Below are 22,344 nucleotides of genomic sequence, written 5' to 3' on the forward strand. Positions count from 1 at the left end.
TAAAGTTTAAGAGTTTATTCTTCATTTGCATAAAGACTGAACATTTGTGTTTTAAAATGCTTGACGATAGCACCTGAAATTACGATAATGCGCACACAGTTTACGGCTATGTAGCTCAGTTGGTTAGAGCACCGCACTCATAATGCGGGGGTCACAAGTTCAAGTCTCGTCATAGCCACCATTTTAAAAGACCAAGCTCTCAGCTTGGTCTCTTTTTTTGTCTTTTAAAAAGTATGGCGCATGATAAAAATTATTTGAAGCATCCAGTAAATTTTCAGATATTTCCAAAATTATTTTTCTGTGATTGTTGATTAATTTTCTACTTTTAGCGTCGATATAAAAAAATCGCCCCAGTATTCACTCGGGCGATTCGATTTAAATAACTAAGAAAAGGGCTTAGTTACCTGCTTTCCAGCCATTGACGATTGGATAACGACGTTCGCGCCCATAAGAACGTGAACTGATTCGTGGTCCAATTGCACCTTGGCGGCGCTTGTATTCATTCATGTCGACCAGACGGATGACTTTTTTCACCACCTCGGCATCAAAACCTTTGTCAATAATATCGTCTTGACTCATGTCTTCTTCGATGTATGAATACAGGATGGCATCCAGAATGTCATACGAAGGTAAAGAGTCTTGATCGACCTGATCTGGACGCAATTCTGCTGATGGTGGGCGAGTAATGACACGTTCTGGAATCACGGGTGTTTCTGAAATACTGTTACGATATTTCGCCAGTTCAAACACAATGGTTTTGTACACATCTTTCAAGACGGCATAGCCACCGACCATGTCACCATACAGCGTGCAATAACCCACAGCCAGTTCAGATTTATTTCCGGTCGCAAGCACCAGATTGCCGAACTTGTTGGAAAGCGCCATTAATAAGGTGCCACGCGAACGTGCTTGCAGGTTTTCCTCAGTCGCATCTGCCGGGGCGCTTCCAAAGAACGGGAAGAGTACCTGCATAAAGCCGTTTACTACCGGATTGATTTCGGCAATACCAAAGGTTACCCCCATATTTTTTGCTTGTTCAGCCGCATCTTCTACGCTGATTTGTGCGGTATAGGTATAAGGCATCATGACCGCCTGAACTTTGTCTGCACCAATGGCATCTGCAGCAATCGCAAGGGTCAGGGCAGAATCGATCCCACCCGATAGGCCCAGAATCACGCCGGGGAAGCCAGAACGCTGTACATAATCACGGGTTGCCATCACCAGGCTCTGATAGATCTCAGCCATGGTGTCCAGCGCAGGTGTAATTGTACCTTTGCTAAATTGAAGCTGTTCAGCATCATATTCTGCGATAGAAAGGCTTTCCTGGAAACTTGGGGCCTGTAGCGCGACTTCGCCAGATTTATTTAACGCAAAGCTGGTACCGTCAAAGATCAGATCATCCTGACCACCGACCTGGTTACAATAGACCAGATTGATATTCAATTGTTTTACCAGAGCTGCCATGGTCTCGATACGGTGTTGTGGTTTACCCACTTCATATGGAGAGGCATTCAGTACCAGAGCAGTTTCGATATTGAGTTTTGCCAGCTGCTGTACAGTAGCTAAAGACCATGCGTCTTCACAAATCAGCACACCAAATTTGTGTCCGAGATATTCAAATACCAGATGTTGATGACCTTCACTGAAATAACGCTTTTCATCAAATACACCATAGTTTGGCAACACCTGTTTGTTATAAATACCCAGCACCTCACCATCTTTCATGACGGCTGCTGAGTTATAACGCTGGCCATCTTCAGTTTGATTTACAAAACCGAAGACCATCACAATATCTTTGACTTCAGTCAGTTTTTCAAAAGCAGCTTTGGTGCGTTTGGCCAGACTTGGACGAATTAATAGATCTTCTGCAGGGTAGCCCAAGATTGCAAGCTCAGGGAAGATAATCAGATCAGCCTTATCTTTTTTAGCCTGATTGGCCTGATCAATCATTTTTTGAGTATTTGCATCCAAATTGCCCACATGTGGAGAGAGCTGAGCAATCGCAATTTTAAAACTTTTCATTCCAATTAAATCCTATTCCTATAGGTTAATACACTAAATCACTGATTTTTATAATTCTAATTATCCAGCTGAGTGCATTTTGATACTTAAAAAAAATGCCAAATGGCAAAAGAAAAAACGTCTTTATCACATGATCGTTAAATCTTGATCTGCGAGCTAAAATATCATACTTGGGTTATTTTATCGAAATTTAATCCAGAAGCTAGAGCTGTTTTGCGAGAATGAATGTTGAAATGAAAAGTTATTATCCAAAAATAAAGAATATGTAGGTTTTCTGCACATGAATAAATCTCAGGATTTAAATCATTTATTCATGGCCTTAATTTTCAAAATGCCAAATCAAGATGATATTTTGAATAAAAATGATTATATATCAAACAATTGTTTGGCTATCTAAAATAATATTGGGTATTTTTTTAAGAAAAATATCTCGGGCAATATCACCTTGTTGTTCAATATTATACTGTGAAAATGATTTGTTGGGATTAAATTGATATTTGTAAGGATTATATTTCCCTAAGCTTAAAAAATAAGCACTTTGTAGAAATGCGCCTTTTAAAACCACATTAATCTGCTGTTGGTATTGATAAATATGGGTCATCTCATGAATAAACAGTGCTTGATAGGCCAAGCTTTCACATGAATAGTCTTCCCGATAATTTAAATTTCGTGCATGGATATAACCACTGGGCGCCATAATCACATGGCTGGATTGCCAGGGTAAATAAGGGTGATTCATGATTCTGACTGCCGAATAGTCAATCAGATTGCCAAATACCTGCTGACAGATTCTGATTTCACCGGCCGTTAAGTTACGGCACTTAAACTGTTCAAAACGGATGAATCTTAAAATAAACGGTAGGGCATACAACAACATCAAGCACAGATCCTGTTCAAGTTTTCAATCTATGAATATGGTTGAGGTTCATGCATTTTAAAATGGATTAAAGAGGCTATATGTAGGATTTTGTCAGCACTAAAAAAACCACCCCAAAGGGTGGTTTTTCTGTCTTGCAACGCCGTTCGAATTAACGAGCGATATCGCGTTGAACTTCACCAGTATAAAGCTGACGAGGACGACCGATCTTGTAAGGACCGCTGTGCATTTCTAACCAGTGGCTGATCCAGCCAACAGTACGTGCAAGCGCGAAGATCACAGTAAACATTTCTGTCGGGATACCAATCGCTTTAAGGATGATACCTGAGTAGAAGTCTACGTTCGGGTATAGGTTACGTTTGATGAAGTATTCGTCAGAAAGCGCAATACGTTCAAGTTCCATAGCCAAAGCAAGTTGTGGATCGTTGATGCCAAGCGCACCAAGAACTTCGTCACAAGTTTCTTTCATGACTTTCGCGCGTGGATCGAAGTTTTTGTAAACTCGGTGACCGAAGCCCATCAGTTTAACTTCTTTAGTCTTCACTTTTTCCATGAAGCCAGCAACGTTTTCTACAGAGCCGATTTCATCAAGCATCTTAAGAACAGCTTCGTTCGCGCCGCCATGAGCAGGGCCCCAAAGTGCCGAGATACCAGCAGCAATACATGCATACGGGTTAGCACCAGTAGAACCAGCTAAACGTACTGTAGACGTAGAGGCATTTTGTTCATGGTCAGCATGAAGCGTGAAGATACGATCCATTGCTTTAGCAAGGATAGGATCAACTTTGTAATCACGATCAGCAGGAGTCGCGAACATCATGTGAAGGAAGTTTTCAGCGTAGTTCAAGTCGTTACGTGGGTAAACAAACGGTTGACCGATTGTGTACTTGTAGCTCCAAGCCGCTAAAGTAGGGATCTTCGCAATTAAACGGATCGCTGTGATTTCACGGTGATCAACATTTTCGATGTCCAGATTGTTGTGGTAGAACGCAGATAACGCACCAACAACACCCACCATAATCGCCATAGGATGCGCATCACGACGGAAACCGTTATAGAAGCGGCTAACTTGGTCGTGAACCATTGTGTGGTTACGTACTTTAGCGTCGAATTCTTCTTTTTGCTCAGCAGTCGGAAGTTCGCCATTAAGAAGTAAATAGCAAGTTTCTAGGTAATCAGCTTTAGTCGCCAATTGATCAATTGGGTAGCCACGGTGTAAAAGTACACCTTTGTTACCGTCGATGAAGGTGATTTTAGACTCGCACGCCGCTGTTGCCATAAAACCAGGATCAAAAGTAAAGTGACCTGCAGCCAACACATCTTTAACGTCGATTACATCTGGGCCCAATGTGCCGCTGTAAATTGGTAGTTCAATTTCTTTGCCATCAAGCTGTAAAACGGCTTTCTTGCCAGTTGCTTCAGACATTCAATAGATCTCCTGTCCTGGTGAATGTATATCCGAGTTGTCTATCAATCTTTTAATGCACAAAACGGATGGATCAAAAATTTGCTATAAGATTAGTGAGTACTGAAATTTTGTCAATTATACTTATGGATGAAAAAATGACGCTTGCACAGCGGCTTAGTCACACCATCTTGGTATAAAAAGTTCAGTAAAATCACAGCATCAAACCTCTATAATAAGTCAAATTTAAACAGAGGTGCAGAAAAAAATAGAGGGCCTGAATTATTTGTAAGCGTTTTTTCAGACTAAGAAATGCTGCGAAAAAGTATCGCTGATCTTATTGGGAGTTGTTAAAACTATATAAATCTCATAACTTACATGGTTTTTACTCATTTCCTTTGCACATGCAGAATTATAAATAAAAGCAATTAATTAAATTTTTGACTTGATTCAATTGATTAAAAAATAGCTTAATAAATGGCCAACTTTGCAGCAAAGATCCCCAGTCTAAAAATAAATGAGTGATTTTTCGAATCCAAATCCTCTAAAGCGATCAAAAAACCCATCATCGAGTGCAGTCTAAGTGACTCTTTAAGCTCAGGTTATAATTATACCTGAAAGCAGACCCATCTTAATAACTGCTGCACTACCTGTATGAGCTTGATTTCCATTTAAATTAAATCGAGATTTTAAATAAGATTTGTGCTGTAACTGTGCATCTTTAGTCTAAATAGCGGTAATTGGCTTTAAAAAGAATAACAGAGTAAATTGATCAAGTTAATTATTTAAAAACAATTATATAGATGAAAATTAGTGGATTCTTAGTCACTAAAGAACCTCACATGTTGTTGTTAATGATTCTTATTTAAAGGGTTTTTCTTGAAAAAGCCAAATCCATCTGTTTGTGTTTTAATAGTTGACGTTTTATAATTCAGTGTCGTTTTGATTTTAGGCATGTATTTGCCTAAGAATGCCAGCTTTCCTTCGAATTAATTCCAACAAACTCCGGATGGAGTTTTTACTTACAGGATGCCCGCTGTGAAAAGCAACAGACCTGTCAATTTGTCCATGGGTCAAGTTTTAGAAGTAAACTTAAAATCACCCGTGGCTATTGCATCAATTCTACACCGTCTTTCAGGTGTTATCGTATTCTTACTCGTACCGGTCCTTCTCTGGATTTTAGACAAATCACTGTCTTCACCTGAAGGTTTTGCGCAAGTTCAAGAAATCATGAATGGTTTCATTGTTCGCTTCATTGTATGGGTATTTGTCGCCGGCTTGATTTTTCACTTTATTGCGGGTGTTAAGCATTTACTTGCTGACATTGGCGTTGCTGAAGAATTAGAAAGTGGCCGTGTCGCATCTACTATCGCATTAATCTTGTCTGCAATCGGTATTGTTGCAGCATTTGTATGGATCGTACTCTAATGAAAAGCGCTACTGGTTTAACAGGTTCAGGTTCTCGCGATTGGTTTCTCCAACGTGTTAGTGCTGTTATTTTGGCTGTTTATACCGTTGTTATTTTGGGTTGGATCCTGTGTAACAGTGGATTCAGCTATGAACAATGGTATGGCTTCATGATGACAACTCCAATGAAGATTCTATCTTTATTGTCAGTCTTATCTCTTGTTGCACACGCTTGGATTGGTATGTGGCAAGTTTTCACAGACTATGTGACGACTCGTCAAATGGGTCCTTCGGCGAATGGTTTGCGTATTGTACTGACTTCAGCAGTGATTATTGCTGTGTTGGCATATGCAATCTGGGCGATCCAGATTTTTTGGGCGAATTGATAGGAAACAATCATGGGCGCTATAAACCCTAAAGAAGATTACACAAATATTCCACACGAAACCTTCGATGCAGTCATCGTGGGTGGTGGTGGTTCAGGTATGCGTGCGTCTTACCAACTTGCTCAAGCTGGTTTGAAAGTTGCGGTACTGACCAAAGTTTTCCCAACCCGTTCTCACACTGTGGCAGCGCAGGGTGGTATTGGTGCATCTCTTGGTAATATGCAAGAAGATAACTGGCACTACCATTTCTACGACACAGTAAAAGGTTCGGACTGGTTAGGTGACCAAGACGCAATCGAATTTATGACGCGTGAAGCACCTCAAGTGGTATACGAATTAGAACACTTGGGTATGCCATTTGACCGTAACGCTGATGGTACAATTTACCAGCGTCCATTCGGTGGTCACTCTGCGAACTACGGTGAAAAAGCGGTGCCACGTGCATGTGCTGCTGCCGACCGTACAGGTCACGCACTTCTTCACACGCTTTATCAAAGCAACGTGAAAATGGGTACGCAATTCTTCGTAGAATGGATCGCACTTGATTTGATCCGTAACGAAGCAGGCGACGTACTTGGTGTCACTGCAATTGACCAGGAAACTGGTAAAATTGCCGTATTCCAAGGTAAGGCCACATTGTTTGCTACCGGTGGTGCGGGTCGTGTTTACCGTGCATCTACCAATGCCTATATCAATACTGGTGACGGTCTTGGCATGGCGGCGCGTGCAGGTATTCCATTGCAAGATATGGAATTCTGGCAGTTCCACCCTACGGGTGTTGCGGGTGCAGGTGTATTGCTGACTGAAGGCTGTCGTGGTGAAGGTGCAATCCTTCGTAACAAAGATGGCGAACCGTTCATGGAGCGTTATGCTCCAACTTTGAAAGACTTGGCGCCACGTGACTTCGTATCACGTTCTATGGACCAGGAAATCAAAGAAGGTCGTGGTTGTGGTCCTAAGGGTGACTATATCCTGCTTGATATGACGCATTTAGGTGCGGATACGATCATGAAGCGTCTGCCATCGGTATTCGAGATTGGCAAGAAATTCGCGAACGTGGATATCACCAAAGAACCAATTCCAGTAGTACCAACAATCCATTACCAAATGGGTGGTATTCCAACCAATATTCATGGTCAGGTTGTTGTGCCTGAGTCACGCGAAACTGAAGCGCTGGCGGCACATTACAACAAGGATGCCGATGTTTATTCGACCAATGCAGCCGAACGTGATTTCACTAAGCCAGTGAAAGGTTTCTATGCAATTGGTGAATGTTCATGTGTATCTGTACATGGTGCAAACCGTTTAGGTACCAACTCACTGCTTGACTTGGTGGTATTTGGTAAGGCTGCGGGTAAACACATCATCGATTATGTGACTAAACATCACGGTGATGAGTACGAGCCACTACCAACAACGGTACTTGAGCAAACGGTTGCGCGTATTCGTAAACTTGACGAATCCACAACAGGTGAGAATGCTCAGGAAGTTGCAGATGCGATTCGTGACATCGTTCAAGATCATGCAGGTGTATTCCGTACATCGGCACTACTTGAGGAAGGTGTAAAGCAGATTCTTGCAATTGAGCCACGTGTTCGTAATATTCATTTGAAAGACAAATCTAAAGTATTTAACACTGCACGTGTTGAAGCATTAGAAGTTGAAAACTTGTATGAAGTTGCAAAAGCGACCTTAATTTCAGCTGCTGCGCGTAAAGAATGTCGTGGTGCGCATACTGTGGTAGATTTCGAATTGTCACCGGATCATGCGGATTATCCATATGGTCGTCGTGATGATGAGTGGATGAAGCACACATTATGGTTCTCTGTGGACAACCGTCTTGAGTACAAGCCAGTTCGTTACCGTCCATTGTCGGTTGACGCGATTCCACCTAAACCACGTACATTCTAATCAGGAGAATTCAGATGAGTAGAGGTACTCGTACATTTCATATCTACCGCTATGATCCTGACAAGGATAAAGCACCGTACATGCAGACTTTTAAACTGGAATTGACTGACAAGCACCGTATGTTGCTTGATGCACTTCTAGCATTAAAAGTACAAGACGAATCTTTAACGTTCCGTCGTTCATGTCGTGAAGGTATTTGTGGTTCTGATGGTGTAAACATCAATGGTAAAAATGGTTTGGCGTGTCTTTGGAACCTGAACGATTTACCAAATGAAATTACTGTTCGTCCATTGCCTGGTCTTCCTGTAGTGAAAGATCTGGTGGTTGACATGAACCAGTTCTACGATCAGTACAACAAGATCCATCCATTCTTGATTAACAACCAGCCTGCGCCTCCAAAGGAACGTTTACAGTCTCCTGAAGAGCGTGAGCATCTTGATGGTCTGTATGAATGTATTCTATGTGCATGTTGTTCAACCTCATGTCCGTCATTCTGGTGGAACCCGGACAAGTTCCTGGGTCCTTCAGCATTGTTGAACGCTTACCGCTTCATCATTGACTCGCGTGATACTGGAACACAAGAGCGTTTGGCTCGTCTTGACGATCCATTCTCATTGTTCCGTTGTAAAGGCATCATGAACTGTGTATCTGTGTGTCCTAAAGGCTTGAACCCAACTAAAGCAATCGGTCATATCCGTAATATGCTTTTAGATATGGCAGGTTAATAGGCTGCTGATAGCAGTTTGGAAAAAAGCACACCACAAGGTGTGCTTTTTTTGTGCAAACCATTGAAGCAAAATAAAAAATCATCAGATAAAAATAAAGATACTATACTTAAAATGTATAAAGTTGAGTCAGGTAGTCAGGAAATGACGGGTGATGTTAAGTGCCATAGAAGAAGAACATGTAATTATTTGGGGTATTTATGATTTTTAGCTGTAAAACTGACCTGAAAAATAACAAGAACGATGTTATTATATAACGGAAATTTAAGGAGGGAGTGGATTGAAAGGTTTGCTCTCTTTTTATTTATCGGAAATGCTTAGGACTTAAGTCTACATTGAATCTATTTTTGAGATAAAGCACCATAGGTTAGAGTAAAATATCTGAACTGTATTTAGCCAATTTATGAAAGGTATGTGTCAAAAAAATCAATTGAAAACTTGAGAACATGTTAGCATTTAGCCTATGACTATCTTTAGAAAATGCCATTTCAGGTACATTTTTTAAACATTGCATAACCAGGGACTGGTATATAAAGGTAGGCTTGAGTCGCTTTAGAAAAAATCTTTGTTCCTACTTGTTTTTTTCTAAGTCGATTTGCAAAAAATTGCCCGGTTTCGATCGGGTATTCAATGAGTAATGATACCGCTGAGGGGTGTTATTGTTCATTAAACATATCAAGATTTTCTTGGTGTGGTGATAACGCCTCATGGCTTATGCCTTATGGGGGACTAGTGTCATATTACCAATCTGACGCTAATAATCCTGGGTTTTGCTTAAAAAGCATCCTGAAAATGTTTTTGCAATAGGAAATGGGTCCACAAATGCAAGAAGTTGCTGACGCTCTGCGTCTTGACACTGAACTTAGCGCTGATAGTGCAGCGTATATTGAAGAACTTTATGAGCAGTATTTGACGGCTCCGGATTCAGTAGGTGCTGACTGGCAAGAATACTTCGGTAAATTCCCAAAAGGTGATCAACCACACAGTAATGTACGTGAGCAATTCCTACTTTTAGGTCGTAATTCAAGCCGTATTCAGCCTGTTGTTCAATCAACTGTCAGCTCAGAGCATGAACGTCGCCAAATTGGCGTGTTACAGCTGATTGCTGCATACCGTAATCGTGGTCACCAGAAAGCAAAACTGGATCCATTAGGTTTGGCGAAACGTGAAGTTGTGCCTGATCTAGATCTTGCTGCGCATGGTTTAACTCAGTCGGACCTAGATACGGTATTCAATACTGGCAACCTGGCGATCGGTAAAGAAGAAGCGACTTTGGCTGAGATGGTTCAGGCAATGGAAGCCACTTACTGTGGTTCAATCGGTGCTGAATACATGCACATCGTGGACACCAAAGAGAAACGTTGGATTCAACAACGTCTGGAAAGTGCACGCGGTCAATATGGTTTTAATGCTGAACAAAAGAAACATGTCCTTGAACGTTTAACCGCAGCTGAAGGCCTGGAAAAATATCTAGGTAATAAGTTTGTTGGTGCAAAACGTTTTGGCGTTGAAGGGGGTGAATCATTCATCCCGATGGTTAACGAAATTATTCAGCGTGCAGGTTCTGTTGGCTGTAAAGAAGTTGTAATCGGTATGCCTCACCGTGGCCGTTTGAACCTTTTGGTTAACATCATGGGTAAAAACCCGGCTGACCTGTTTGGTGAATTTGAAGGTAAATCGATTCACAAGAAAGGTTCTGGTGACGTTAAGTACCATCAAGGCTTCTCTTCAAACGTGATGACCCAAGGTGGCGAAGTTCACTTGGCATTGGCGTTTAACCCGTCACATTTGGAAATCGTTGGCCCTGTGGTTGAGGGTTCGGTACGTGCACGTCAAGTACGTCGTAAAGACATTGGCGGCGATGACGTATTGCCATTAATCGTACATGGTGATGCTGCATTTGCAGGTCAGGGCGTCAACCAGGAAACTTTCCAGATGTCACAAACTCGCGGTTATACCGTGGGTGGTACAGTGCACATTGTGATTAATAACCAGGTGGGTTTCACCACTTCTGATCCACGTGATGCGCGTTCTACAGAATACTGTACTGATATCGCGAAAATGATCCAGGCACCGATCTTCCATGTCAATGGTGATGATCCTGAGGCTGTGGTATTCATTTCACAATTGGCTCATGACTTCCGTCATACTTTCCGTAAAGACGTTGTGATTGACATGTTCTGCTACCGTCGTCGTGGTCATAACGAAGCGGATGAGCCGGCTGCAACTCAACCAATGATGTATCAAGTGATTAGCAAGAAAGCGACCACGCGTACGCTTTATGCGGATCAACTGGTACAACAGGGTGTTCTTGATCGTGCAAATGCAGATCAAATGGTTGAAAATTACCGTGCAGATCTGGAAGCGGGTAATCACGTTGCCAATGCGCTGGTACTTGAACCGAACAAGAAAATGTTTGTGGACTGGACGCCTTACTTGGGTCATGACTACACAGACGAATGGGATACGACTTTCCCGATCGAGCGTCTAAAAGAACTTGGCGCGAAAATGCGCGAACTTCCTGAAGGCTTCGTGATGCAGCGTCAGGTTGCGAAAGTGATCGATGACCGTCTGAAAATGCAAACGGGTGAAATGCCACTGAACTGGGGTGCTGCTGAAACTCTGGCGTATGCAACTGTACTAGATGATGGTTACTTGCTTCGTTTAACCGGTGAAGACGTAGGTCGTGGTACCTTCTCGCACCGTCATGCAAAACTGCATAACCAGGTCGATGGTTCAACTTATCTTCCGCTGTGTAACCTGAAAGAAAACCAGCCGCGTACTGCAATCTATGACTCATTGTTGTCAGAAATGGCGGTATTGGCATTTGAATATGGTTATGCGACGACTCTTCCTAAGAGCTTGATCATTTGGGAAGCGCAATTCGGTGACTTCGCGAACTGTGCACAGGTTGTGATTGACCAGTTCATCTCGTCTGGTGAAACCAAATGGGAACGTGTCTGTGGTTTGACCATGCTTCTTCCACACGGTTTTGAAGGTCAGGGTCCGGAACATTCATCTGCACGTTTAGAGCGTTTCTTACAGCTATGTGCTGAAGACAACATGCAAGTGATCACACCGACCACACCTGCACAGATTTATCATGCTTTACGTCGTCAAGCGATTCGTCCAATCCGTAAGCCATTGATCGTGACTTCACCGAAGTCTCTTCTTCGTCACAAACTTGCAACGTCTACGCTAGAAGAACTTGCAAACGGTAGCTTCCAGACCGTGATTGATGAAGTGGATAACATCAACAAGTCAGATGTAACCCGTCTGGTTCTGTGTGGTGGTAAGGTGTATTACGACCTGATTGAAAAACGTCGTGAAAAAGAATTGAACAATACTGCGATTGTGCGTATTGAACAATTATATCCATACCCAGAAAAACGCCTGACAGAAGTCCTTGCACAATATCCAAATGTGAAAGAACTGGTTTGGGCACAAGAAGAGCCTAAAAACCAAGGTGCTTGGTTGTTCATCGCTCCGCGTCTATATGACGATGTGATGAAAGCGGATAAACAAGTCCGTATTAGCTACGCTGGCCGTGAAGCATCTGCTGCACCGGCTTGTGGTTCACCATATTTGCATGCAAAACAACAAGCTCAGCTCATCAACGACGCGCTTGCGATCGACGCTGAATAATCCAGGAGATTCTAAGTAATGGCAACCGAAATTAAAGCACCGGTATTCCCAGAGTCAGTTGCGGACGGTACGATCGCAACTTGGCACAAACAACCAGGTGAAGCAGTATCACGTGATGAAGTGATCTGTGATATTGAGACTGATAAAGTTGTTTTAGAAGTTGTTGCTCCTGCAGACGGTACAATTGCCTCTATCATTAAAAATGAAGGCGACACTGTACTTTCAGCTGAAGTCATTGCACAGTTTGAAGAAGGTGCTGTTTCTGGCGCTGCTCAAACTCAAGCAGTTCAGTCTGAAGAGAAAGTTGAACAAGCTGCGGCGAATACTGAAGCAGGTAATTCACCAATCGTTGAACGTCAGCAAGTACAAGACCAAGCGCCAGCAGTGCGTAAAGCATTGACTGAATCTGGTGTTGCAGCAGCTGATGTTGCGGGTACAGGTCGTGGCGGTCGCATCACCAAAGAAGATGTGGCAAACCACCAAGCGAAACCAGCTGCTCCTGCTGCTGCGCCATTAAGCGTTGCTGTGGGCGAACGTATCGAAAAACGTGTTCCAATGACACGTCTTCGTAAGCGTGTTGCTGAACGTTTACTTGCAGCGACTCAAGAAACTGCAATGTTGACCACGTTCAACGAAGTGAACATGAAACCAATCATGGAAATGCGTGCTCAATACAAAGATGCGTTTGAAAAACGTCATGGTGCACGTCTTGGCTTCATGTCATTCTTTGTTAAAGCAGCAACTGAAGCGCTAAAACGCTATCCGGCAGTGAATGCATCAATCGATGGCGATGACATTGTTTATCACGGTTACTATGACATTGGTGTTGCAGTTTCATCTGAGCGTGGTCTGGTGGTTCCTGTACTTCGTGATACAGACCGCATGAACTATGCCGAAGTTGAAAACGGTATTCGTGCATACGCTGCGAAAGCGCGTGATGGCAAATTAGGCATCGAAGACATGACTGGCGGTACATTCACGATTACCAATGGTGGTACTTTCGGTTCATTGTTATCTACTCCGATCTTGAACACGCCACAAACTGCGATTCTGGGTATGCATAAAATCCAGGAACGTCCGATGGCAGTGAATGGTCAAGTAGAAATCTTGCCTATGATGTACCTTGCATTGTCTTATGACCACCGTCTAATCGATGGTAAAGAAGCAGTCGGTTTCCTTGTAACAATCAAAGAATTGTTAGAAGAGCCAGCGCGTCTTATCCTTGATCTGTAATTTATTTATTAAGAATCTTCCCTAATCCCTTTTTAAAAAGAGGGCTTAGGTCTCCCTTTTGAAGGGAGATTAAAGGGGATTATTTGGAGATAAACATGTCTCAATTCGATTTAGTCGTAATTGGTGGTGGCCCGGGCGGCTACGAAGCAGCAATTCGTGCAGCTCAACTTGGTTTCAAAGTTGCGTGTATCGAAAAACGTATTCATAAAGGCAAGCCATCTTTAGGTGGCACCTGCTTAAACGTGGGTTGTATCCCGTCTAAAGCTTTGCTTGATTCTTCTCACCGTTACGAAGATACAGTGCAGCATCTAGATGATCACGGTATTACCACGGGTGAAGTGAAATTTGATCTTGCTAAACTTTTAGCGCGTAAAGACAAAATCGTTGACCAATTGACCATGGGTATTGATGGCTTGCTGAAAGGCAATGGCATTGAATGGTTAAAAGGTACAGGTAAATTACTTGCCGGTAAAAAAGTTGAGTTCGTTTCTCATGAAGGCGAAACTCAAATTTTAGAACCAAAATACGTGATTCTTGCGACTGGTTCTGTGCCAATCAATATCCCATCTGCACCTGTTGATCAAAACATTATTGTTGACTCAACTGGCGCACTTGAATTCCAAGAAGTACCTAAACGATTAGGCGTAATTGGTGCGGGCGTTATCGGTCTTGAATTAGGTTCAGTTTGGCGTCGTCTGGGTGCTGAAGTTGTTGTATTTGAAGCAATGGATGCATTCTTACCAATGGCTGATAAAGCCTTGGCAAAAGACTACCAAAAACTGTTGACTAAGCAAGGTCTTGATATTCGCGTTGGTGCGAAAGTTTCTGGTACTGAAGTGAACGGTTCTGAAGTGACTGTGAAGTACACTCAGGGCGGTGAAGACAAGACTCAAACTTTCGACAAGTTAATCGTATGTGTAGGCCGTCGTGCTTATGCTGAAGGTTTATTGGCGGATGATTGCGGCATTAAACTGACTGAGCGTGGTCTGGTTGAAGTGAACGATTGGTGTGCAACGTCTGTGGACGGCGTATACGCAATTGGTGACTTGGTTCGTGGTCCTATGCTTGCGCATAAAGCCATGGAAGAAGGCGTAATGGCCGTTGAACGTATTCACGGTCATGCCGCTCAAGTCAACTACGACACGATTATTTCTGTCATCTATACCCATCCGGAAGCGGCGTGGGTTGGTTTAACAGAACAGCAAGCCAAAGACAAAGGTCACGAAGTGAAAACCGGTCAATTCGGTTTTGCTGCAAACGGCCGTGCAATGGCTGCTGGCGAAAATGCTGGTTTTGTGAAGTTTGTTGCTGATGCGAAAACAGATCGTCTATTGGGTATGCACGTGATTGGACCTGCTGCGTCTGACATCGTACACCAAGGTATGATTGCACTTGAGTTTGTATCTTCAGTTGAAGATCTACAGTTGATGACTTTTGGTCATCCAACTTTCTCTGAAGTGGTACACGAAGCTGCACTTGCGGTCGATGGTCGTGCGATTCATGCGATTCAACGCAAACGTAAATAAAATTAAAAAAAGAGCGGCTTAGGTCGCTCTTTTTACATTTCATGGTTGTTTTTATGGGAACAATCATCTAAAAATAAAGATAACGATTTTAAGAAATGCTGGTACTGCTTTGACGGACGTCTGGGTACTGGTGGGTTTATAACAAGGCAAAGAAGTAATAAAAGGTTATTGAATGAATTTACATGAGTATCAAGCAAAAGCGCTATTAAAAAAATATGGTATGCCGGTACAGGAAGGGATACTTGCCACCAATGCCGATGAAACGGTACATGCTTTTGAGCAGTTAGGTGGAAAGTTCGCAGTACTGAAAGCTCAGGTGCATGCAGGTGGTCGTGGGAAGGCCGGTGGTGTAAAAGTCGTTAAATCGGCTACCGAGGCTGCTGAATATGCCAACCAGATCATCGGTTCAAACCTGGTAACTTATCAGACCGATGCCAATGGTCAGCCGGTAAATAGCATTTTAGTATCTGAGGATGTTTATCCTGTTGAGCGCGAACTTTATTTGGGTGCGGTGGTCGATCGTTCAACCCGCCGCATTACTTTTATGGCATCGACTGAAGGCGGTGTTGAAATTGAGAAAGTGGCCGAAGAAACCCCTGAAAAAATTATTAAAGTTGAAGTTGATCCTTTAGTGGGGCTCATGCCATTTCAGGCTCGCGAAGTGGCTTTTGCCCTAAAACTCAAAGATGGCCAAATTAATCAATTTGTTAAAGTCATGACTGCTGCTTATCAGGCATTTGTAGACAATGATTTTGCACTTTTTGAAATCAATCCGCTGTCGGTACGTGAAAATGGCGATATTCTGTGTGTGGATGCCAAAATCGGGATTGATTCGAATGCACTGTACCGTTTGCCTGAAGTGGCTGCGCTACGTGATAAGTCTCAGGAAAATGAACGTGAACTCAAAGCATCTGAATTTGATCTGAACTATGTGGCATTGGAAGGGAACATTGGCTGTATGGTGAATGGTGCCGGTCTTGCGATGGCAACCATGGATATTATCAAGCTTTATGGTGGTCAACCTGCCAACTTCCTCGATGTCGGTGGTGGTGCGACCAAAGAGCGCGTGATTGAAGCTTTTAAAATTATTCTGGCAGATCACTCTGTGCAGGGTGTGTTGATTAATATTTTTGGTGGAATTGTACGTTGTGACATGATTGCAGAAGCAATTATTGCGGCGGTTCAGGAAGTAAATGTGACCGTTCCTGTGGTTGTTCGCCTCGAAGGCAACAATGCGGAACTGGGTGCAAAATTACTGGATGAATCAGGTTTGAAATTGATTTCTGCAAATGGTCTTGCTGACGCTGCAGAAAAAATCGTTGCTGCTGTAAAAGCTTAAGGAGTATCAATCATGAGCGTATTAGTGAATAAAGACACCAAAGTATTGGTACAGGGCTTTACAGGAAAAAACGGCACATTTCATTCTGAGCAGGCTTTGGCTTACGGCACCAAAGTTGTCGGTGGTGTAACACCGGGTAAGGGTGGTCAAACCCATCTGGAATTACCAGTATTCAATACCATGCGCGAAGCGGTGAAAGAAACTGGCGCAGATGCTTCGGTGATTTATGTTCCTGCACCATTTGTGCTGGATTCTATTGTTGAAGCGGTTGATTCGGGCATTGAGTTAATTGTGGTGATCACTGAAGGTGTACCGACCATCGACATGCTTAAAGCCAAGCGTTATCTGGAAACCAATGGTAATGGCACGCGTTTAATCGGGCCAAACTGTCCGGGCATTATTACGCCGGGTGAATGTAAGATCGGGATCATGCCGGGTCATATTCATCAGCCGGGTAAAATTGGAATTATCTCGCGCTCAGGGACTTTGACCTATGAAGCCGTAGCGCAGACCACCAAGCTTGGACTGGGTCAGTCTACTTGTATCGGGATCGGGGGAGATCCGATTCCGGGCATGAACCAGATTGACTGCTTGAAACTGTTCCAGGACGATCCTCAGACTGAAGCCATTATTATGATTGGTGAAATTGGTGGTACCGCAGAAGAAGAGGCAGCGGAATATATTCAGGCTCATGTCACCAAGCCTGTGGTCGGTTATATTGCAGGTGTTACCGCACCTAAAGGCAAGCGTATGGGGCATGCGGGTGCAATTATTTCAGGTGGTAAAGGAACTGCTGAAGAAAAATTTGCTGCCTTTGAGCGTGCGGGTATGGCATATACCCGCAGTCCTGCGGAACTTGGTTCAACCATGTTGCAAGTATTGAAAGATAAAGGTTTGGTTTGATTTATAGATTAAACATGCACTAAAAAGCTCCCAGTTGGGAGCTTTTTTATATCTCATTCTATTTTTAAGTTTTAGCCTTCAGACTCTGGGTCATACCATTAATATCACCACCCTGAATACCAAGTTCATTCATTAGGCTGTCAATTAAGGGTGCTTGGCTGCGATAACGCAGGGCGCTATTTACCACCTGATCTGACAGGGCAACATTGCCATTTTCATGATGTGCATCTGTCTGACAGGAACCGGCATGACTGCCATGCAGGCCATTGACCTGAAGAATCTTGATGTCATCAATATTTTCCATCGGTTTAACACTTTCCCGGATAATTTCAGGCAAGTATTTCAACATGGCTAGGCGAATCTGCATTTCGACCTGTTCAGGTGACAGCACATTATTGGCTTCGTTGACTGCACGGGTACCTTCTGCATCGACCTGATACTGTTTTTCCATCGCCTGAGCCAGTAGAATTTTTGCGTCCGCTTCACCTTTGGCCTTAAGACGAACCTTTTCGGCTTCAGCTTCAGCAGCAATACGTACTGCTTCGGCATCATCTGCTGCGGCTTGTTTTCCGGCTTCAGCGGCAACCGTAATCGCAATTGCATCTTTTTCCGCGTGTTCTTTGGCTGCGACCAGCTCAACCGCTTTTTGACGCTCTGCCTGCTGGATTTGGCGTACAGTGATGACTTCTTCTTCCGCTTTTACCGCTTGAGCACGTGCCTGATCGGCTTGCGCTTTGGCTTCAGATTCGGCGCGAGATTTTTCTGCAATGGCAATGGCACGATCCTGTTCGGCCAGCTCAATAGTTTTCTTTTGTTCGACTTGGGCTTTTTGAATCAGCTGCGCTTTTTGGATATTCTCATTTTCTACATCACGGGCCGCTAAAATACGCTTGAGGTCGACTTCTCGTTCAGCAGCAATTTGTGCTTCTTCTGCTTCACGTTTTTTACCGGCTTCCTGAGCAGAAATTTCAGCCAGTTGCTCGGCACGGCGAATGGCAATTTCGCGTTCCTGTTGCAGCTTGGCATATTCTTCTTCACGAATGATTTGCAGGCGCGCCTGTTCTGCTTCCAGATTTTTAGTTTTGATCGCCAGGTCGGTATCCTGCTCGATATGATTTCGCTTGCGACGACGATCTTCAATGGTTTCAGTGAGCTTGGTCAGGCCTTCAGCATCAAAGGCATTTTGTGGATTGAAATATTTAAATCCAGTTTGATCCAGGCCAGTCAGGGAAACGGTTTCCAATTCCAGACCATTTTTATGCAAATCTTCTGAAACCACTTGCTGTACTTTTTGTACAAAGTCGACCCGTTTTTCATGCAGTTCTTCCATGGCCATTTCTGCTGCTACTGCGCGTAGTGAATCGACAAATTTGCCTTCGACCAGATTTTTTAATTCATTCGGTGACATGGTCTTTTGCCCGAGCGTTTGTGCAGCTGTTGCAATTGAATCAGCAGTAGGTTTGACCCGCACATAGAATTCGGCCATGACATCCACGCGCATACGGTCACGGGTAATCAGTGCCTGATCATCTGCACGGCGCACTTCAAGACGCAGGGTGTTCATATTGACTTGAATGATTTCATGCAAGACTGGGAGCACGATTGCTCCTCCACCCAAAACAACTATAATGTCATATCATTTTGTTAAGAATTTTGTTAATTCTTTGTTTTTATTAAAAAGTTTTGGAAAGGCAAAAATTAACACTTTTCTTAACACTTTTGGAAAAAATAGCGAATTCTAGCAACCGTTAAGGTTGCTCAAATTAGTAGATTCCAAGCGTTTTTTTATACTCTCGAATCTCCGATTGTAAACTTGCTACTGTAGATTTAAGCTGATTAATCTGCTTTTCCTGTCTTTTCTTCTGATACTCTAAGCTCATTATAATTGACATAAATCTTTCAATCTTTTCTTCATTAAGCTCACTAAATTTTGGAGATTTTCCAGTAGTCTTTTTAACTGAACTATTTCTTTTAGCAAGATTTTTTTGATTATTAATTGCTTTCTGTTGAGCAATAAGTGCTTGTAGATATTGGGCCGATTTTGGGTAAGTATTATAGATAGATGCACGGTTTATACCTAATAAGTCAGCAACTTTAGAAGTGGTAATCTTTTCTTTAGATTCTAGAAGATAATTTCCGACTTTACCTATTAAATCATTATCAATAGGTAATGCGCTTAATTCATCAATAGAATTAAGTTCTAAATAATTTATTAAGCCATTAATACTATCGTTTAAATCTTTCATCATTTAAACCACCTCAATTTCATTAACTTGAATTTTTTTACCATCGAGAGCATTAATAATTTCTGTTAATTGTTTTTGTTTTTGCTCAAGATTTAAAATTAAATTTTCGAATTTTTCTCTTCTATCAATAGGTAACTGATACATTTTAGATAACTTGGCAGAAATATCTTCAAGTAAACCCTTCCAGAAAGGAAGATTTTTATTAGTAGTAACGTATCCATGACAGTTAATACAGCTTAAAGGTTCTGCAACTGACTTTAGGGAACAATCAGACCCATTCATACAAAAGCCATGAGGTAAGAAGTTAATTGAGTCCTTATTTTGGATCAGATATGTATTAATTTGATCAAGATTGTTAAATGCGATTGGATCTACCGAAATATTATATTTAAAGTCTTTGAGATTTAAGGCATTTAAAATAAATTTAACACCACCCCCAATACTCTGTTGTTTAGCTATAGAGTTTGAAAAACCCATAAGGGATTTTATCTTAATAGTTTCATCAAAAGATTTAGAATGATTGATTAACTCAGAATAAATACCACGCCTGGAGTAAATAAATGACATTGCACTCCGCAAATGTTTGAATTGATGTTTTATTTCCCTAATCGTGCATAAATTATTAGTAATCATGAAATAAGCAAATGTATGACGGAATTGGTGTGGAGAAAAATTAAAATAGTCACCATCCTCATATTTGACCATATAATTATTTGAACTTTTCACTGTGGATTTGTAGTTACAATCTAAAAATTCGAGTTGAGCAATATCATGCTTATCTAAAGCAATCTTAAAAATTGAATAGTCTTTATTCATTTCACCTTTCTTTATGTAACCCATAGTGTCAAATATGCATCTGTTTAAGGAGTAATTAACGCTAAATACTTTTTCATTTGCTAGATTAGTTTTTAAATGATTAATATATTCTTCACTAAAACGTGGATCATTAGTATTAATAACAGCCTGAACTCTATGCTTAACTTTTTTGTTAAGCTCAACTAAAAGATTAAGCATTTCATTACAGGATTGTGAGCTAATCCATGATAGCTCCAATCTATTCTCAACTGTTTTACCTAATGAAGAAGTAATATAAAAAATCCCTTCATCCTCAAATAAACTGGTATTTGTAATCTCCTTTACTTCATCTTTTCGCATACCAGTAAATAAAAGCGTATTGAAAATTACAACTTTTCTGAATTGATTTAGAAAATTAATAAAGTTGCCACAATTTAAACCATCATGTTCTCTGTAAGATAAATATTCTCCATTATCAACTTTATAATTGCCTTTTTTTATATTCTGAATTTCTTTAGCATTATATTTAGACCACAATTTATATTTTTCAAAAAACTTTTTTTTATAATTTTGAATTGCATCAAAAGTTTTGAGTAAAACATGGTCGGGAATAATAGGGAAACTATTAGATTCATATGAAGAAAGTGTTTTATTTTTATGAGCTTCTTTATCTGTTCTGCTTAAAAGTAGTCTTTCATAAGTTTCAGGCGTGATAAAATTGTATGTTTCTAGAGCAAAACAAACAGTATTTAGAATGTCACGTTTAGTATCATAAGAATCACAAAAAGATTTAGCGATTATCTGTAGTTTTAATGATTTTAATTTATTTAAATCATTAAATGATCTTAAGTTGTTATCCATTAAAATTAGTGCAAAAGATTTTAATATTCTAAATTTTGTAGTCATCGAGCTCCATTTAATTTTTTTGTAATTTCTTTTTCTTCCAAGAAAAACTGCACTTAAAAATATAGCTTTAAGCTCATATTCAAATTCTTGAGTTAATGATGCGAAAGATATAACTTTAGTTTCATCTCGCTTAACCCATCTATTATCATTAAAGCTTACTTGATGCAGGCCGTCTCTTCTTTCAGGAATTTTGAAAATAATCCTATTATTCAATTCTTCCAATAATTCTATACTATATTCTTTAAATGATATATTCCCTTCACCATCTATAATAGTGATAGATTCAAGAACGTGATGTAGGTCAGACATTATAAAACCTATAGAGAGAAAAAATGATTTGGTTTGTAATTAATTACAGCCATACTGTATAATTTAGGGTCGTTCTGTTTTAATAGATTCAGAATATAATCAATACGAGTGTTAAATTCTTTGATGGCAATACCAGTTGAAGACTCTTTATTATATGAGGAAGAAATGTCCATCATTTGTGATATGCAGATATTTTTAAAATCTAAAAGCTTATGAATTTGGGATTGACTATTTACAATGCTAAAGTTTTTACAAAATAAACAAGCTAAATAATCAGAACATATTGAAGTACTATCATTATGTTTTTGTGAGCAATTACCTAATGGTGTAAACTGAATAATATTGCTATCTTCGATCTCAGACGTTTCTGAGATATTCTGATTTATTTCAGGTGTATCTAATGAAATTTCTTTGTTTTTTAAGAAAATTTGTAAGGCCTTTGTGCCTTTAGCCAGATTTTCAATACTCTCAGTTATATTCAATTCTTCATAGTGACGTACAAAAACATCAAAATCATGATGCACTAATTCACGGTAAACTGAGAATTTTTTTAGAACTATTTTATAGATTCTGTTTGAAACAGGGCAGAGTAAAACTTGAAGTGCGACATAAACCACCTAATTAATTTAAAGGGTTTATGGAGTATATAAAATTGTCATACCATCATCTTAACTTTGAAGATCGTACTGCATTAATGCTTGAGTCAAGA

The 22,344-nt window shown here is 41.1% G+C and carries 16 protein-coding genes and 1 tRNA gene; 10 read left to right on the forward strand and 7 right to left on the reverse strand.

Annotated elements, in window-relative coordinates:
- The first annotated feature begins 104 nt into the window (after positions 1–104).
- Positions 105–181 (forward strand) — tRNA-Met (locus FTV30_RS09850).
- Positions 182–396: 215 nt separating this feature from the next.
- On the opposite strand, the gene FTV30_RS09855 is transcribed toward FTV30_RS09850, so the two are convergent.
- The 3 genes from FTV30_RS09855 to gltA all read right to left on the reverse strand — a co-directional run bounded on the left by FTV30_RS09855 (position 397) and on the right by gltA (position 4,325).
- Positions 397–2,022: an NAD+ synthase gene (locus FTV30_RS09855; RefSeq protein WP_180001520.1), complete on the reverse strand. Its 1,626-nt coding sequence runs from the start codon at positions 2,020–2,022 to the stop codon at positions 397–399.
- Between the two features lie 373 nt (positions 2,023–2,395).
- Positions 2,396–2,899: a hypothetical protein gene (locus FTV30_RS09860; protein WP_074383086.1), complete on the reverse strand. Its 504-nt coding sequence runs from the start codon at positions 2,897–2,899 to the stop codon at positions 2,396–2,398.
- A gap of 151 nt (positions 2,900–3,050) precedes the next feature.
- Positions 3,051–4,325, reverse strand: a complete 1,275-nt coding sequence (gene gltA / locus FTV30_RS09865) for a citrate synthase (protein WP_005096279.1) — start codon at positions 4,323–4,325, stop codon at positions 3,051–3,053.
- A gap of 1,008 nt (positions 4,326–5,333) precedes the next feature.
- Here gltA and sdhC point away from each other — a divergent pair.
- From sdhC to sucD, 9 genes are all read left to right on the forward strand, one after another.
- The gene (sdhC, locus tag FTV30_RS09870) at positions 5,334–5,732 is read left to right on the forward strand and encodes a succinate dehydrogenase, cytochrome b556 subunit (protein ID WP_074383085.1); all 399 of its coding nucleotides are present in this window, start codon (positions 5,334–5,336) and stop codon (positions 5,730–5,732) included.
- Positions 5,732–6,097 (forward strand): succinate dehydrogenase, hydrophobic membrane anchor protein, encoded by a 366-nt coding sequence (sdhD, locus tag FTV30_RS09875; RefSeq protein ID WP_005096282.1) that lies wholly within the window; start codon positions 5,732–5,734, stop codon positions 6,095–6,097. The genes sdhC and sdhD overlap by 1 nt, the downstream gene beginning before the upstream one ends.
- Before the next feature lie 12 nt (positions 6,098–6,109).
- On the forward strand, positions 6,110–8,008 hold the full coding sequence (gene sdhA, locus FTV30_RS09880) for a succinate dehydrogenase flavoprotein subunit (RefSeq protein ID WP_180001521.1): 1,899 nt from the start codon (positions 6,110–6,112) through the stop codon (positions 8,006–8,008).
- Between the two features lie 14 nt (positions 8,009–8,022).
- On the forward strand, positions 8,023–8,733 hold the full coding sequence (locus tag FTV30_RS09885; RefSeq protein ID WP_005171970.1) for a succinate dehydrogenase iron-sulfur subunit: 711 nt from the start codon (positions 8,023–8,025) through the stop codon (positions 8,731–8,733).
- An 822-nt stretch (positions 8,734–9,555) separates the two neighbouring features.
- Positions 9,556–12,378, forward strand: a complete 2,823-nt coding sequence (locus FTV30_RS09890) for a 2-oxoglutarate dehydrogenase E1 component (RefSeq protein ID WP_074383181.1) — start codon at positions 9,556–9,558, stop codon at positions 12,376–12,378.
- An 18-nt stretch (positions 12,379–12,396) separates the two neighbouring features.
- Positions 12,397–13,611 carry a 2-oxoglutarate dehydrogenase complex dihydrolipoyllysine-residue succinyltransferase gene (odhB, locus tag FTV30_RS09895; protein ID WP_005171964.1) on the forward strand — a complete coding sequence of 405 codons (1,215 nt, stop codon included), beginning with the start codon at positions 12,397–12,399 and terminating at the stop codon, positions 13,609–13,611.
- A gap of 95 nt (positions 13,612–13,706) precedes the next feature.
- Complete coding sequence (lpdA, locus tag FTV30_RS09900) at positions 13,707–15,137, forward strand: dihydrolipoyl dehydrogenase (RefSeq protein ID WP_005096288.1); 1,431 nt, start codon at positions 13,707–13,709, stop codon at positions 15,135–15,137.
- Between the two features lie 172 nt (positions 15,138–15,309).
- Positions 15,310–16,476: an ADP-forming succinate--CoA ligase subunit beta gene (gene sucC / locus FTV30_RS09905; RefSeq protein ID WP_005096289.1), complete on the forward strand. Its 1,167-nt coding sequence runs from the start codon at positions 15,310–15,312 to the stop codon at positions 16,474–16,476.
- A gap of 12 nt (positions 16,477–16,488) precedes the next feature.
- Positions 16,489–17,379 carry a succinate--CoA ligase subunit alpha gene (sucD, locus tag FTV30_RS09910; RefSeq protein WP_005096290.1) on the forward strand — a complete coding sequence of 297 codons (891 nt, stop codon included), beginning with the start codon at positions 16,489–16,491 and terminating at the stop codon, positions 17,377–17,379.
- A 64-nt stretch (positions 17,380–17,443) separates the two neighbouring features.
- Here the strand turns inward: sucD and FTV30_RS09915 are convergent, their stop codons facing one another.
- From FTV30_RS09915 to FTV30_RS09930, 4 genes are all read right to left on the reverse strand, one after another.
- Positions 17,444–19,006: a flotillin domain-containing protein gene (locus FTV30_RS09915; RefSeq protein ID WP_180001522.1), complete on the reverse strand. Its 1,563-nt coding sequence runs from the start codon at positions 19,004–19,006 to the stop codon at positions 17,444–17,446.
- A 136-nt stretch (positions 19,007–19,142) separates the two neighbouring features.
- Positions 19,143–19,628 (reverse strand): hypothetical protein, encoded by a 486-nt coding sequence (locus tag FTV30_RS09920; RefSeq protein ID WP_005267068.1) that lies wholly within the window; start codon positions 19,626–19,628, stop codon positions 19,143–19,145.
- Positions 19,629–21,635 carry a site-specific integrase gene (locus FTV30_RS09925; RefSeq protein WP_005267067.1) on the reverse strand — a complete coding sequence of 669 codons (2,007 nt, stop codon included), beginning with the start codon at positions 21,633–21,635 and terminating at the stop codon, positions 19,629–19,631.
- A gap of 8 nt (positions 21,636–21,643) precedes the next feature.
- Positions 21,644–22,252, reverse strand: coding sequence for a hypothetical protein (locus FTV30_RS09930; protein WP_257228922.1), 609 nt, complete (start codon positions 22,250–22,252; stop codon positions 21,644–21,646).
- Between the last annotated feature and the right edge of the window lie 92 nt (positions 22,253–22,344).

Origin of the sequence: Acinetobacter sp. YH12255, from assembly GCF_013417355.1 — a bacterium.
GTDB lineage: Bacteria > Pseudomonadota > Gammaproteobacteria > Pseudomonadales > Moraxellaceae > Acinetobacter > Acinetobacter pseudolwoffii.

Excerpts from the sequence above, each read along its gene's own strand:
- FTV30_RS09855 (WP_180001520.1), bottom strand. The coding sequence starts at position 2,022 with ATGAAAAGTTTTAAAATTGCGATTGCTCAGCTCTCTCCACATGTGGGC.
- FTV30_RS09860 (WP_074383086.1), bottom strand. The coding sequence starts at position 2,899 with ATGTTGTTGTATGCCCTACCGTTTATTTTAAGATTCATCCGTTTTGAA.
- gltA (WP_005096279.1), bottom strand. The coding sequence starts at position 4,325 with ATGTCTGAAGCAACTGGCAAGAAAGCCGTTTTACAGCTTGATGGCAAA.
- sdhC (WP_074383085.1), top strand. The coding sequence starts at position 5,334 with ATGCCCGCTGTGAAAAGCAACAGACCTGTCAATTTGTCCATGGGTCAA.
- sdhD (WP_005096282.1), top strand. The coding sequence starts at position 5,732 with ATGAAAAGCGCTACTGGTTTAACAGGTTCAGGTTCTCGCGATTGGTTT.
- sdhA (WP_180001521.1), top strand. The coding sequence starts at position 6,110 with ATGGGCGCTATAAACCCTAAAGAAGATTACACAAATATTCCACACGAA.
- FTV30_RS09885 (WP_005171970.1), top strand. The coding sequence starts at position 8,023 with ATGAGTAGAGGTACTCGTACATTTCATATCTACCGCTATGATCCTGAC.
- FTV30_RS09890 (WP_074383181.1), top strand. The coding sequence starts at position 9,556 with ATGCAAGAAGTTGCTGACGCTCTGCGTCTTGACACTGAACTTAGCGCT.
- odhB (WP_005171964.1), top strand. The coding sequence starts at position 12,397 with ATGGCAACCGAAATTAAAGCACCGGTATTCCCAGAGTCAGTTGCGGAC.
- lpdA (WP_005096288.1), top strand. The coding sequence starts at position 13,707 with ATGTCTCAATTCGATTTAGTCGTAATTGGTGGTGGCCCGGGCGGCTAC.
- sucC (WP_005096289.1), top strand. The coding sequence starts at position 15,310 with ATGAATTTACATGAGTATCAAGCAAAAGCGCTATTAAAAAAATATGGT.
- sucD (WP_005096290.1), top strand. The coding sequence starts at position 16,489 with ATGAGCGTATTAGTGAATAAAGACACCAAAGTATTGGTACAGGGCTTT.
- FTV30_RS09920 (WP_005267068.1), bottom strand. The coding sequence starts at position 19,628 with ATGATGAAAGATTTAAACGATAGTATTAATGGCTTAATAAATTATTTA.
- FTV30_RS09925 (WP_005267067.1), bottom strand. The coding sequence starts at position 21,635 with ATGTCTGACCTACATCACGTTCTTGAATCTATCACTATTATAGATGGT.